Genomic DNA, 12,375 nt, shown 5'->3' on the forward strand with positions numbered 1-12,375 from the left:
CTTGGACCCCGCCCCCGGCCTGGGCACGGCCGACGTCGACCGCCTGGTCGCGTCGACGCTGGACGCCGGGGTGCGTGTCGACGTGCGCAGGCGCGGCACGCCCCGGCCGCTGCCTCCGGACATCGACCTGGCCGCGTTCCGGATCCTGCAGGAGGCGCTGACCAACGTCGTGCGGCACACGGGTGCCGACGCCTGCCGGGTGACCATCGGCCACGGCGCCGACGAGGTGACCGTCGAGGTCGACGGCGACGGCCGCGGCGGGCTGCCCGCAGGCGCCGGCTACGGCATCGTCGGCATGCGCGAGCGCGTCGGCCTGCTGCACGGCAGCTTCGCCGCGGGCCCCCGCCCCGAAGGCGGCTTCCGTGTGACGGCCCGGCTGCCCGTGCCGCGGGGGGAAGTCGAATGGGCGCAGAGGGAGGCCGAAAGGACGCAGGGGGAGGCCGAATGGACGCAGGGGGAGGCCGGATGAGCGCCGTGCGTGTCGTCCGTGTCGCCCTCGCCGACGATCAGCCGCTGGTGCGCGCGGGCCTGCGCGTGCTGATGGCCGACGCCCCGGACATCGAGGTCGTCGGGGAGGCGGGCACGGGCGGCGAAGCGGTGCGGCTCGCCTCGGACGTACGCCCCGACGTCGTCGTCATGGACATCCGCATGCCGGGCATGGACGGCATCGAGGCCACCCGTCTGATCAAGGAGGACCCGGCGGGGCCGAGCGTGCTCGTCCTGACCACCTTCGACGACGACGAGTACGTCTACGGCGCGCTGCGGGCGGGCGCGAGCGGATTCCTGGTCAAGGACATGGCCCTGGAGGACATCCTCGCGGCGGTCCATGTGGTCGCGGCGGGGGACGGGCTGATCGCTCCGGGCGTCACGCGGCGCCTGATCGAGGAGTTCGCGGCGCGCCCCGAGCCCGCGGGGCCGCCGGAGCCCCGCGCGGTGGAGGGCATCACCGACCGGGAGTGCGAGGTCCTCACCCTGGTCGGGCGGGGCCGGTCCAACGCCGAGATCGCCGCCGAACTGTTCATCACCGTGGCCACGGTCAAGGCGCATGTGGCGCGCCTGTTCACGAAGCTGGACGCCCGCGACCGGGTCCAACTGGTCATCATCGCGTACGAGATGGGGCTCGTGGCACCCACGCGGTGACCGGGACCGGGACTTGACCTGACCTGACCTGACCTGACCGGGCGCGGTGCCTCTGGGGGGCGGCAGCCGTGACCGTGCCAGTGATTGCTGGAACTTTTTACCGACGCGCAGCTTCACTCCTCACCTACCCGCGCGTAATTTGCCATGCACGCAACATCCCGGTGATCCGGATCGCAGGGCGTACAGCCATCGCAACTCCCTTGAGCCGCAAGGAGATCACACGATGCTGCCCTGGAGACGAGCGCTGCGCGCGCTCGCCGCCGCCCTGCTCGTCACGGGCGCGCTGACCCTCACCCCCACCGCCGCGGCCGCACAGGACACCGCGTCGGCCACGACGTCGAGGGGCTGGAACGACTACGACTGCAAGCCGTCCGCCGCGCACCCCCGCCCGGTCGTCCTCGTGCACGGCACGTTCGGGAACTCCGTCGACAACTGGCTGGTCCTCGCGCCCTACCTCGTCAAGCGCGGCTACTGCGTCTACTCCCTGGACTACGGCCAGTTGGAAGGCGTGCCGTTCTTCCACGGGCTCGGCCCCATCGACAAGTCGGCCGAGCAGCTCGACCGCTTCGTCGACAAGGTGCTCGCCTCGACGGGCGCGAAGGAGGCGGACCTCGTAGGCCACTCGCAGGGCGGCATGATGCCGCGGCATTACCTCAAGTTCCTCGGGGGCGCCGACAAGGTGAACGCCCTCATAGGCCTCGCGCCCGACAACCACGGCACGACACTGCTCGGCCTCACCAGGCTGCTGCCGTACTTCCCCGGGGTCGAGGACCTGCTCACCACGAAGACGCCGGGCCTCGCCGACCAGGTGGCGGGGTCGCCGTTCCTGGCCAAGTTGAATGAGGGCGGGGACACGGTGCCGGGCGTGCGCTACACCGTCATCGCCACCAAGTACGACGAGGTGGTCACCCCGTACCGCTCCCAGTTCCTCGACGGTCCCGGCGTGCGCAACGTGACCCTGCAGGACCTGTGCCCGGTCAATATCGCGGAGCACGTGGCGATAGGGATCCTGGACCGCGTCGCCCACCACGAGGTGGCGAACGCACTGGATCCGGAGCACGCGACGCCGAGCACGTGCCTGTCGTAGCGCGCGTGTCTGTCGTAGCGCACGCGTCTGTCGTGGTGGGCGAGCGCTGAAGGGTCGCGCCCCCCCCGGGAGGGGAGCGCGACCTTTCGGCTCAACTGCTGTGTGCCTCAGCGGCCGTGGCGGCCCGCCGCGCGGCGGCGGGTCGTGGCGAACATCGCCGCGGCACCGACGGCGAGGGCGGCGGCGCCGCCGATCGCGATGTACGGGGTGGTGCTGTCGCCGCCGGTCTCGGCGAGGTTGTCGTTCGCGGTGGTGCTGGTGGTGGCCGGCTTCTCGGCGCCGCCGTTCACCTCGGGCCGGTTGCCGGCGGGCTCGTCCGCGGGGGCGGCCTCGGTGACCTCGGCGCCCGTCTTGGCGTCGGCGTCGCCGTGGCCGTGGTGCTCGACGGAGGACTTGTCGGCGCCGTCCGCGATGTCCTTCTCGGAAGGGGCGGACGCGGCCGGGGCGGGGGCGGAGCCCGAGCCGCCGGTGTCCTTGCCGAAGACGACGTCGGAGCAGGTGTAGAAGGCCTCGGGGGAGTCCGAGCGCTGCCAGATCGAGTAGATGAGGTGGCGGCCCGACTTGGCGGGGATCGTGCCGTCGAAGACGTAGTCGCCGTTCTCCATCTTCGGGTCGGTGACCTTGACGAAGGGCTTGTCCTCCAGGTCCGACCACTTCAGGGGCTTCGTCGGGTCGTACGAGTCCTTCGTGACGTACAGCTCGAAGGAGCCCTTGTGCGGGGCGGTGCCCTTGTAGCGGAAGGTGTGGTTGCCGGCGGCCAGCTTGCTGGACGGCCAGTCGGCGCGCGGCAGGTCGAGGCCCTTGTACTTGTCGTTGTTCGCGCTGCACAGCTTGCCGTCGGGGATGATCTCCTTCGACTTGCCCGCGGCGTTGGCGATGTTCACGCCGTTCCAGTCGTAGAAGGCCTGGGTACCGCTGGCGGCCACGGCGGCCTTGCAGGCGGCCGACTTCGGCGACTCCGGCCCCTCCTGGAAGCAGGCGGAGACCCGGCTGACCGGGTCCGTCATCGACCCGTGCGCGGCGGCGGGCGTGACCGAAAGGGCGGTCAGGGCGAGCGGGGCGACACCGACGGCGGCGATCGCGGCGACCTTGCGGCGGCGAGCAGGCATGGGTGGTTCTCCTCAACGACGTTTCAGGGGTGGGGACACGAGACGGCTGCGAACGGCCGGCGCCGCCCCCCGAACATGTGCGGCACCGACGGTTCGGAACCGCCCCGGCGCCGAGAAAGCTAGCCCTTCAGAACCGTGAAATCGCCTGCTGAGGCCGGGTGATGGAGATCCTTATGGTCGCTTTAAGGGAGCGCTCAGGCTCCGCTCAGGTCACGCCCGCGATGCCCGATTTGGCGCTGTGGGGCCACGGCTCACCCCACCCACCGATACCGCCGCTCCGGCCGCCCCGTCCCCCCGTACCGCAGCGTCACCTCGGCCCTCCCCGTGGCCGTGAAGAACTCCAGGTACCGGCGGGCGCTCACGCGGGAGAGGGCGCCCGCCTGTGCGCACTGTGAGGCCGAGAGGCCCTCCGGGTGGTTGCGGAGGGTCTGTTCCACCAGGTCCGCCGTGTGGGCCGCCAGACCCTTCGGCAGTTCCCTGGAGCCCGGTGGGCGGGTGCCGAAGATGTGGTCGACGTCCTCCTGGCGAGCCTCCTCCAGGCCGTCGAGGCGGGCCCGCAGGGCGGCCACGTGCCTCAACTGCTCCTTCAGGGCCGCCTGGTTGAAGGGTTTGATGAGGTAGTGCAGGGCGCCCGCCCGCAGCGCCGCCCGTACGATCTCCGCGTCCCGCGCCGCCGTGATGAAGAGGGCGTCCACCGGCTGCCGCGCCGGATCCCGCTCCTCGGCGGCCCGTAGCTCGCGCAGCACCGCGATGCCGTCCATGTCGGGCAGATACACGTCGAGGAGCACGAGGTCGGGGCGCAGGCGCTCCACCGCGCCGACCGCCTCGGCGCCGGTGTGCGCGACGCCGACCACCGTGCATCCCTCCACCGCGGAGACGTACCGACTGTGCAGCTTGGCGACCATGAAGTCGTCGTCCACGACCAGCACCTTTGTCATCGCCGCAGGCTATGGGCGCGACCACAACGACCACAACGTCCGTTGGTTCCGGAAGAGAGACAGGCTGTTCACGCGCGGGCAACATGTGGGCCACCTCACACCCGACTACGTATCGACAGGTGGTGGCACACGGTGCGCCTGCGCACACCCCTCGCCCTGCTCGGGGCCGCCCTCCTCGTGCTCGTGGCGCCGCCGCTGCTCACCACGGGCAGCGGCGCCGAGACCGGCACCCAGATCCCGGGCCTGCGCCTCATGGTCCCCAACACGCCCGGCGGCGGCTACGACATCACCGCCCGTACCGCCGCGAAGAACGCCGAGGACGCCGAACTCACGCACAACATCGAGGTGTTCAACCTCCCCGGCGCCGGCGGCACCGTCGGCCTGACCCGGCTCGTCGGCGAGCACGGCAACGGCAAGCTCGCCATGTCCATGGGCCTCGGCGTCGTGGGCGCCGCCCGCTCCAACCACTCGCCGAAGACCCTCGCGGACACGACTCCCATCGCCCGGCTCACCGAGGAGCAGGACGTCGTCGTGGTCGCCAAGAACTCCCCGTACAAGACCATCGAGCAGCTCGTCGGCGCCTGGAAGAAGAACCCGGGCAAGCTGCCCGTGGGCGGCGGATCGGCCCCCGGCGGACCCGACCACATCGCGCCGATGCTGATGGCGCGCGCCGTGGGGATCGCCCCGAAGAAGGTGAATTACGTTCCCTTCGACGGCGGCGGCGAACTGCTCGCCTCGATCCTCGGCAGCAAGGTCGCCTTCGGCGTCTCCGGAGTCGGCGAGTACCTGGACCAGATCAAGTCGGGCGAGCTGAGGCTGCTCGCCGTCACCGGACCGAAGCGGGTGCCGGGCCTGGACGGGCCCACCCTCAAGGAGTCCGGCTACGACGTGAACTTCACCAACTGGCGCGGCATCGTCGCCCCGCCGGGACTCAGCGACGCCGAGCGCGACAAGCTCATCGGGCTGATCGAGAAGCTGCACGTGTCGCCCGAGTGGAAGAAGTCCCTCAAGACCAACGGCTGGGACGACGCCTTCCTGCCCGGGGAGGAGTTCGGCGACTTCCTGGACGCCCAGGACGAGCGCGTCGTGTCGGTGCTGAAGGAGCTGGGGCTGTGACCACGACCGACCTCACGGAAACGGAAGAGGAGCCGCGGGCCTCCCGCTCCTGGCTGCGCGAGCACTCCGAACTCGGCGTGTGCGTCCTGCTGTTGGCCCTCGGCGTGCTCGTCCTCGCCGACGCGCTCACCATGGACGTGGAGATCGCCCAGCGCGGCCCGATCGGCCCGAAGACCGTGCCGGTCGTGGTCGGGATCGGACTGCTCGTCGTCGCCCTCCTGCTCGCCGTCGACGTCCTGCGCGGCGGGCGCGGCGAGGCCGAGGGCGGCGAGGACATCGACCTGTCCGAACCGGCCGACTGGCGCACGGTGTTGCTGCTCGCCGGCGTCTTCCTCGCCACCGCCGTCCTCATCGAACCGGTCGGCTTCCCCGTCACCGGGGCGCTGCTCTTCTGGGGCTCCGCCTACGCCCTCGGCAGCCGCCGCTTCGACCGTGATCCGCTCATCGCGGCCACACTCTCCGTCGTCACGTACGAAGTCTTCAACAACCTGCTCGGGGTGCCCCTGCCGGGCGGTCCCCTGATGGGAGTGCTGTGACATGAACGCCTTCAACTCCCTGATGGACGGCTTCGGCACGGCCCTGACCCCGATCAACCTCCTGTGGGCCGCGGTCGGCGTGCTGCTCGGCACCGCGATCGGTGTCCTGCCCGGCATCGGCCCCGCGATGGCGGTCGCGCTGCTGCTCCCCGTGACGTACGGACTCGAACCGACCGGCGCCTTCATCATGTTCGCCGGCATCTACTACGGCGCGATGTTCGGCGGCTCGACCACCTCCATCCTGCTCAACACCCCCGGCGAGAGCGCCGCCGTCGTCGCCGCCATGGAAGGCCATCCGATGGCCAGGTCGGGGCGGGGCGCGCAGGCCCTCGCGGCCGCCGCCATCGGGCACTTCGCGGGCGGCATGATCGGCACGATCCTCCTGGTGGCGCTCGCGCCGAAGGTCGCCGACCTGGCCGTGGACATCGGCGCCCCCGACTACTTCGCGATCATGGTCCTGGCCTTCATCGCGGTCACCTCGGTGCTCGGCTCCTCCCGCGTCCGCGGCCTCGCCTCGCTGCTGATCGGCCTCACCATCGGCCTGGTGGGCCTGGACCAGATGACGGGGCAGCAGCGGCTCACGTTCGGCTCGCTCCAACTCGCCGACGGCGTCGACGTGGTGATCGTCGCGGTGGGCCTCTTCGCGATCGGCGAGGCCCTGTGGGTCGCCGCCCATCTGCGCCGCACCAGCGGCGAGGCCATCCCCGTCGGGCGCCCCTGGCTGGGCAAGCAGGACGTGCGGCGCACCTGGAAGTCCTGGCTGCGCGGCCCGTTCATCGGCTTCCCGTTCGGCGCGATCCCGGCGGGCGGCGCGGAGATCCCGACGTTCCTGTCGTACGTGACGGAGAAACGCCTCTCCCGGCACAAGGAGGAGTGGGGCAAGGGCGCCATCGAGGGTGTCGCGGGCCCCGAGTCGGCGTCCTCCGCGTCCGCCGCGGGCACCCTCGTCTCCATGCTGACGCTCGGCCTGCCCACGACCGCCGTCGCCGCCGTGATGCTCGCGGCCTTCCAGCAGTACGGGATCCAGCCGGGCCCGCTGCTCTTCGAACGCGAACCGGACCTGGTCTGGGGCCTGATCGCCTCGCTCTTCGTCGGCATGGTCCTGCTGCTGGCCCTGAACCTCCCCCTGGCCCCGCTCTGGGCGAAGCTCCTGCGGATTCCGCGGCCCTATCTCTACGCGGGCATCCTGTTCTTCGCGGCGGTCGGCGCGTACGCGGTCGGCGGCGAACCGCTCGACCTCGTCATCCTCCTGGTCATCGGACTGATCGGCTTCGGCATGCGGCGCTACGGACTGCCGATCCTGCCCGCCGTCATCGGGGTCATCCTCGGACCCAACGCCGAGCAACAGCTGCGCCGCGCCCTGCAGATCAGCGACGGCGGCGTCAGCGGCCTCTTCACGCCGTTCTCCGTGACGGTCTATGGACTCATCGTCCTGATCGTGGCGTGGCCGTTGGTGAAGAAGGCACTGGTGCGGGTGCGCCGACGTGGCGTAGACGTGGAGGCATGAGCGCAGCACCCGAGACATCCGCGGACATCGACGTCCGCCTCGCCGCAGCCGCCGACGTGCCCGCCGTGCGGGCGGTGACCGACGCGGCGTACCACCACTACATCGAACGCATCGGGGTGGTGCCCGCCCCCATGGAGGCCGACCACACGGCCGACGTGGCGGCGGGGCGGGTGTACGTCACCGGGGAACCGGTGGTCGGACTTCTGGTCCTCGTCCCGCGTCCGTACGAGGGCCGGCTCCTCCTGGAGTCGATCGCGGTCCACCCCGATGCCGCGGGACAGGGGGTGGGCCGCCGACTGCTCTCCTTCGTGGACGCACACGCGCGTGCGCTGGGCTTCATCGAAGTCACGCTCTACACCAACGCGTTGATGTGGGAGAACCAGAAGATCTACCCCCGCTACGGCTACGAGCTGGTGGAGCGCCGAGTGGACGGCCCCTACGACCGCCTGCACTACCGCAAGCGCCTCACGGAGACCTGAGACCGTCGCATCGCACCTGTGTCATCGCACCCGTGTCGTCGCACCCGTGGCGTCTCACCCGCGTCATCTCGTCCATCGCGTCTCACCCGTCCGGCCACCAGGTCCGCTGAATGTCCTTGCGGACCTCGGGCCTTTCCCGCGGAGCGACCTCCGACTCCTGCCTCTCCCGCGTACGTCGACTGCTGGACCTGCCAGTGGGCTTGTGCACGGTCACTCGGCGCATGGCTGCCTCCCTGTCCTGTCCTACCGATTTCCACCGGAGGGGCCCGCTAGACCTCCGCGGGGCCGGTTTCTGATCCGGGGGCGATTGTCAGTGGCGGATGCCACGATCGGGGAATGACGACGAACGAGGTTGCACCGCAGGTCGACGGGGGTGCCGAGGCGACGGCCTCCGCCCAGGCACCGGGCCGGCACGCGGAGATCGTCGACGTCCACCTGATCCTGCGCCGAGGGGAACAGGTGCTGCTTGCCCGCCGGGCCAACACCGGTTACGGCGACGGCCTGTTGCACCTCCCCTCGGGCCACGTGGAGGACGGCGAGGACGTCCGCGCGGCGATGATCCGCGAAGCGCGCGAGGAGATCGGCCTCGGCCTCGCCCCGGCCGACCTGCGCGCGGAGGCCGTCGTACAGCACCGAGGGCCCGGCGAGGCGGCGCGCACCGGCTGGTTCTTCTCCGCGGAGCACGGCGCGGGCGGCGAGCCGTTCAACGCCGAGCCGGACAAGTGCGCGGGGCTCTCCTGGCACGACCTGTCCGCGCTGCCGCACGACATGGTGGCGTACTGCCGCGCGGCCCTGACCGCCTGGCGCGCGGGCGACCGCTTCGTCGTGCACTGGCAGCGGGACGAGGATTCGGTCGCGTACGACGTCCGGCGCACCGCCCCGCCGGTCGCGCTGGCCCCGGCGCGGACGGGAGCGGTCCACCACATGGAGCTGTGGGTGCCCGACCTCGTGGCGGCGGAGGCATCGTGGGGGTGGCTCCTGGGCGAGTTGGGCCATGTGCCCCACCAACGCTGGGCGAACGGCCGCAGCTGGCGGCGCGACGACGCGTACGTCGTCCTCGAACGATCCCCGGACCTGCGGCCCGGCGCCCACGACCGGCGGCGGCCCGGCCTGAACCACCTGGCGTTCCACGTGGCGGGACGGGCCGCGCTCGACCGCCTGGTGGCCGCGGCGCCCCGCCACGGCTGGACGCTGCTCTTCCCCGAGCGCCACCCGCACGCGGGCGGCGAGGGCCAGTACGCGGCCTATCTGGAGTGCGGGCAGGGCTATGAGGTGGAGTTGGTCGCCGAGTAGGGCGGGCCGCTCGGGTGCGGGCGGTCAGAGTGTGGCCAGGCCCCTGTCCCGGGCTGTGGATTCCAGGTCGTCGAGGGCCTGGAGGGCCGCTGCGGCTGCTGCGGGGTCCGTGGTGGGGAGGTCGCTCTGCTCGAACTCGTCCTCGTCCAGGCGCAGTACGGTCGTGCCGTCCGCCGAGCACCACAGGTCCAGGTCCAGGTCCACCACCGTCACGACGTCGCCGTCGCGGACCGTGGGGCGGGTCACGTCGCAGTACCAGCCCTTGTGGGTGCCGTCGGCGGCGTACACCTCCTTGATCGCGTACCAGCGGTCGCGCCAGTAGTGCTCCACGAAGACGTCGCCCGGCTCGAAGCGGACGAAGCCGAAGTCGCGGGTGTCGGGGGCCGCCCAGGGGGCGCGGACCGTGATCCGTGTGCCGTCGTCGTGGAGCAGCTCCGCCGGGTAGCGGATCTTTGTGCGGCCCGCCTTGGTGAGGGTGATCTCCAGGGTGGTGGGGTGCGCGGGTCTCGTGTCAGCCGAGGTCGTGGACATGACGTACCTCCGTCGCGCAGATCTCGTAGCCGAACCACTTGTTGATGGCCAGCATCGGTTCGTTTCCGGCGTCGTTGCCGGTGAACGCCTCCGTGCAGCCGGCCGCGCGGGCCCGGTGCAGGGAGTCGTTCTTGGCGAGCTTGGCCAGGCCGCGGCCGCGGTGCGCCCGTGCGGTGCCGGTCATGCCCGAGGTGTAGCGGCCCTCGCCGTCGGTGCGGGCCAGGCTGAACGCCGCAGGGCGGCCGTCCACCAGGGCCACGGTCGTGAGCTCCTGGCTGATCAGCGGGTGGTGCCAGGTCTCGGCGAGCCAGTGCTGGTAGTCCGTCATCTCCGCGGCCACGTCGCTCGGTTCGTCCGCGACCGTCTCCGCGTCGAGGTCGAAGAGGGGGCGCGGGTCCTGGGCGTACGCCGAACCGCTCACCAACTCCACGTCGGACGGCGGCTCCTGGAGCGGCGGCAGGGTGCCGGCCGCCAGGTCGAGGCGGAGGAAGTGCGCGCTGCGGCTGGCGCGGTAGCCGCGCTTGGCGGCGAAGGCGAGGTTCGCCGGCTCGTCGAGGACCCACGAGTAGACGGTGGTGGCGCCCTCGGCGGCCAGATGTTCCTCGGCGGTGCGCAGGATCAGCGAGCCCGCGCCGATGCCGCGGCGGTCCGGACGTACATAGACGTTGGCGAAGCCCTGGCCCGGCTGGGGGCTGTCGTAGGCGAGGCCGGTCTGTGCCGTGCCGATGACCTCGCCGTCCGCCTCGGCGATCAACTGGAGGTAGCGGGCGTCCGGATGGGCGTGCGCCCGGTCGAACGCGACCGATTCGGCGGTGGCGAGCATGGCGGGGACGCAGACGCGGCGGACGGCGGCGAAGCCGTCGGCGTCCGCCGGGGTGGCGGGGTCGAGTGCGCGGACGATCACAGTCATGGGGTCGCACGGTACGCGGGGGCGTGCGGGGAGCGCTTCCCATTTTCCGGCGGGTGGTCCGGGCCGGGTGGGGTGGGTGTGCGGGAGAATCGCTGCGTGACTTTGAAGATCGATGTTGATGGGGGCGCGGGCGACGCGCCGTACGAGCAGGTGCGGGCGCAGATCGCGGAGCAGGCGCGGGCGGGGGTGCTGCCGGTCGGCTACAAGTTGCCGACGGTGCGGGGGCTTGCGGAGTCCTTGGGGCTCGCGGCGAATACGGTCGCCAAGGCGTATCGGGCGCTTGAGGCGGATGGGGTTGTTGAGACGCGGGGGAGAAACGGGACGTTTGTCGCCGCGGCGGGGGATGCGGCGGTGAAGGGGGCGTCGGCTGCTGCGCAGGCGTATGCCGATACGGCTCGGCGGCTGGGGCTCTCCGAGGAGGAGGCGCTTTCGGCGGTGCGGGATGCGTTGCGCGCGGCTTATGGGAGTTCTGGCTAGGCGTGGTTCGTCGGTTCTCGGCGGCGTTGGTGTTGTGCCCACCCGTTCCGCCGTGCGGAACGCCTGCCCACAACGGGGGGTGGTTCGGGTGGGAGGGGGCGTGTGGAACGGCTGCCCGCGACCGGAGGGCTGTGTGTAGCGGTGCGGGCTACAAGTACAAACCCGCGTCCGCCCCCTCCCTCTGGTCCGGGACCGACGTCGGGGTCGTGCCCCGGCGGAGGGCGAAGAGTTCCGCCAAGGTGGCCCCCTCGCGGCTCACGCCCTCTTCCGTGCCCAGCCACTCCACCGCCTCCCGGCGGGTCAGCGCGCCGACCTCGATGCGGGCCAGGCAACGGCCGGGGCGGACGACCGCCGGGTGCAGGCGCTCCAGGTCCTCGTTGGTCGTGACGCCCACCAGGACGTTGCGGCCCTGGCCGAGCAGGCCGTCCGTGAGGTTGAGGAGACGGGACAGCGCCTGGCCCGCCGTGTGCTTCGCCTCGCCGCGGATCAGCTCGTCGCAGTCCTCCAGGAGCAGCAGCCGCCAGCGCCCCTTCGCCGTGCCGTCGTCCTCGCCGATCGCGATGTCCATCAGATAGCCGACGTCACTGAACAGCCGCTCCGGATCCAGGACGCAGTCCACCTGACACCAGTCCCGCCAGGACCGCGCCAGCGTCCGCAGCGCCGATGTCTTGCCCGTGCCCGGCGGCCCGTGGAGCAGGAGCAGCCGGCCCGAGATGTCCTCCGGCGTCGTCTTCATCAGCTTGTCCATCGCGTCGGCCACCGGTGCCGTGTAGTTGGGCCGGACCTCCTCCCACGTACCGGCCGAGATCTGCCGGGTGGTGCGATGCGGGCCGCGCCGCGGAGACACGTACCAGAACCCCATGGTCACGTTCTCCGGCTGGGGCTCGGGCTCGTCCTGCGCGCCGTCCGTGGCCTGCTTCAGGACCTTCTGGGCGAGCTCCGCGGTCGTCGCCGTCACCGTGACGTCCGCGCCCCGGTTCCAGCGGGAGATCAGCAGCGTCCAGCCGTCGCCCTCGGCGAGCGTCGCGCTGCGGTCGTCGTCGCGCGCCGCGCGCAGCACCCTCGCCCCGGGCGGCAGCAGCGTGGAACCGGACTTGACCCGGTCGATGTTCGCGCTGTGGGAGAAGGGCTGCTCGCCCGTCGCGAAGCGGCCGAGGAACAGCGCGTCCACGACATCCGACGGGGAGTCGCTGTCGTCGACGTTCAGCCGGATCGGCAGGGCGTCCTGAGGGTTCGCAGACATGTCGCCATG

Annotated in this window: 13 protein-coding genes and 1 pseudogene; 9 read left to right on the forward strand and 5 right to left on the reverse strand. The window is 71.5% G+C overall.

Going from position 1 to position 12,375, the window contains the following annotated elements; genetic code table 11:
- The first annotated feature begins 1 nt into the window (after window position 1).
- The 3 genes from AB0B50_RS07455 to AB0B50_RS07465 all read left to right on the forward strand — a co-directional run bounded on the left by AB0B50_RS07455 (window position 2) and on the right by AB0B50_RS07465 (window position 2,227).
- Window positions 2-469: an ATP-binding protein gene (locus AB0B50_RS07455; protein ID WP_362327107.1), complete on the forward strand. Its 468-nt coding sequence runs from the start codon at window positions 2-4 to the stop codon at window positions 467-469.
- Complete coding sequence (locus tag AB0B50_RS07460) at window positions 466-1,140, forward strand: response regulator transcription factor (RefSeq protein WP_362327110.1); 675 nt, start codon at window positions 466-468, stop codon at window positions 1,138-1,140. The genes AB0B50_RS07455 and AB0B50_RS07460 overlap by 4 nt, the downstream gene beginning before the upstream one ends.
- A gap of 223 nt (window positions 1,141-1,363) precedes the next feature.
- Window positions 1,364-2,227 (forward strand): alpha/beta fold hydrolase, encoded by an 864-nt coding sequence (locus tag AB0B50_RS07465; RefSeq protein WP_362327113.1) that lies wholly within the window; start codon window positions 1,364-1,366, stop codon window positions 2,225-2,227.
- Between the two features lie 107 nt (window positions 2,228-2,334).
- On the opposite strand, the gene AB0B50_RS07470 is transcribed toward AB0B50_RS07465, so the two are convergent.
- Window positions 2,335-3,336, reverse strand: a complete 1,002-nt coding sequence (locus AB0B50_RS07470) for a lytic polysaccharide monooxygenase (RefSeq protein WP_362327116.1) — start codon at window positions 3,334-3,336, stop codon at window positions 2,335-2,337.
- Window positions 3,337-3,587: 251 nt separating this feature from the next.
- On the reverse strand, window positions 3,588-4,274 hold the full coding sequence (locus AB0B50_RS07475; protein WP_362327119.1) for a response regulator: 687 nt from the start codon (window positions 4,272-4,274) through the stop codon (window positions 3,588-3,590).
- A 132-nt stretch (window positions 4,275-4,406) separates the two neighbouring features.
- Between AB0B50_RS07475 and AB0B50_RS07480 the strand changes: the two genes are divergently transcribed.
- The 5 genes and pseudogenes from AB0B50_RS07480 to AB0B50_RS07500 form a co-directional block, all read left to right on the forward strand.
- Window positions 4,407-5,390, forward strand: a complete 984-nt coding sequence (locus AB0B50_RS07480) for a tripartite tricarboxylate transporter substrate binding protein (RefSeq protein WP_362327122.1) — start codon at window positions 4,407-4,409, stop codon at window positions 5,388-5,390.
- Entirely contained in the window at window positions 5,387-5,926 is a 540-nt protein-coding gene (locus AB0B50_RS07485; RefSeq protein WP_362327125.1) for a tripartite tricarboxylate transporter TctB family protein, read from the forward strand. Before AB0B50_RS07480 ends, AB0B50_RS07485 begins: the two co-directional genes overlap by 4 nt.
- A 1-nt stretch (window position 5,927) precedes the next feature.
- Window positions 5,928-7,433, forward strand: coding sequence for a tripartite tricarboxylate transporter permease (locus tag AB0B50_RS07490; protein WP_362327128.1), 1,506 nt, complete (start codon window positions 5,928-5,930; stop codon window positions 7,431-7,433).
- Complete coding sequence (locus AB0B50_RS07495; RefSeq protein ID WP_362327131.1) at window positions 7,430-7,912, forward strand: GNAT family N-acetyltransferase; 483 nt, start codon at window positions 7,430-7,432, stop codon at window positions 7,910-7,912. Before AB0B50_RS07490 ends, AB0B50_RS07495 begins: the two co-directional genes overlap by 4 nt.
- Window positions 7,913-8,311: 399 nt before the next feature.
- A pseudogene (locus AB0B50_RS07500) lies at window positions 8,312-9,205 on the forward strand (NUDIX domain-containing protein); the annotation flags it as partial.
- 24 nt (window positions 9,206-9,229) lie between these two features.
- On the opposite strand, the gene AB0B50_RS07505 reads toward AB0B50_RS07500, so the two are convergent.
- Both AB0B50_RS07505 and AB0B50_RS07510 read right to left on the reverse strand, forming a co-directional pair.
- Window positions 9,230-9,736 carry a DUF402 domain-containing protein gene (locus AB0B50_RS07505; protein ID WP_362327134.1) on the reverse strand — a complete coding sequence of 169 codons (507 nt, stop codon included), beginning with the start codon at window positions 9,734-9,736 and terminating at the stop codon, window positions 9,230-9,232.
- Complete coding sequence (locus AB0B50_RS07510) at window positions 9,717-10,646, reverse strand: GNAT family N-acetyltransferase (protein ID WP_362327137.1); 930 nt, start codon at window positions 10,644-10,646, stop codon at window positions 9,717-9,719. The genes AB0B50_RS07505 and AB0B50_RS07510 overlap by 20 nt, the downstream gene beginning before the upstream one ends.
- Before the next feature lie 96 nt (window positions 10,647-10,742).
- Between AB0B50_RS07510 and AB0B50_RS07515 the strand changes: the two genes are divergently transcribed.
- Entirely contained in the window at window positions 10,743-11,123 is a 381-nt protein-coding gene (locus tag AB0B50_RS07515) for a GntR family transcriptional regulator (protein ID WP_362327140.1), read from the forward strand.
- Between the two features lie 148 nt (window positions 11,124-11,271).
- Here AB0B50_RS07515 and AB0B50_RS07520 read toward each other — a convergent pair whose 3' ends face one another.
- Window positions 11,272-12,366: a DUF5925 domain-containing protein gene (locus AB0B50_RS07520; RefSeq protein ID WP_362327143.1), complete on the reverse strand. Its 1,095-nt coding sequence runs from the start codon at window positions 12,364-12,366 to the stop codon at window positions 11,272-11,274.
- Window positions 12,367-12,375 lie beyond the last annotated feature (9 nt).

The sequence above is a fragment of the Streptomyces sp. NPDC041068 genome (assembly GCF_040647455.1).
Lineage (GTDB): Bacteria > Actinomycetota > Actinomycetes > Streptomycetales > Streptomycetaceae > Streptomyces.

Coding starts and splice junctions, on each gene's coding strand:
- AB0B50_RS07460 (WP_362327110.1), top strand. CDS start 466: ATGAGCGCCGTGCGTGTCGTCCGTGTCGCCCTCGCCGACGATCAGCCG.
- AB0B50_RS07465 (WP_362327113.1), top strand. CDS start 1,364: ATGCTGCCCTGGAGACGAGCGCTGCGCGCGCTCGCCGCCGCCCTGCTC.
- AB0B50_RS07470 (WP_362327116.1), bottom strand. CDS start 3,336: ATGCCTGCTCGCCGCCGCAAGGTCGCCGCGATCGCCGCCGTCGGTGTC.
- AB0B50_RS07475 (WP_362327119.1), bottom strand. CDS start 4,274: ATGACAAAGGTGCTGGTCGTGGACGACGACTTCATGGTCGCCAAGCTG.
- AB0B50_RS07490 (WP_362327128.1), top strand. CDS start 5,928: ATGAACGCCTTCAACTCCCTGATGGACGGCTTCGGCACGGCCCTGACC.
- AB0B50_RS07495 (WP_362327131.1), top strand. CDS start 7,430: ATGAGCGCAGCACCCGAGACATCCGCGGACATCGACGTCCGCCTCGCC.
- AB0B50_RS07505 (WP_362327134.1), bottom strand. CDS start 9,736: ATGTCCACGACCTCGGCTGACACGAGACCCGCGCACCCCACCACCCTG.
- AB0B50_RS07510 (WP_362327137.1), bottom strand. CDS start 10,646: ATGACTGTGATCGTCCGCGCACTCGACCCCGCCACCCCGGCGGACGCC.
- AB0B50_RS07520 (WP_362327143.1), bottom strand. CDS start 12,366: ATGTCTGCGAACCCTCAGGACGCCCTGCCGATCCGGCTGAACGTCGAC.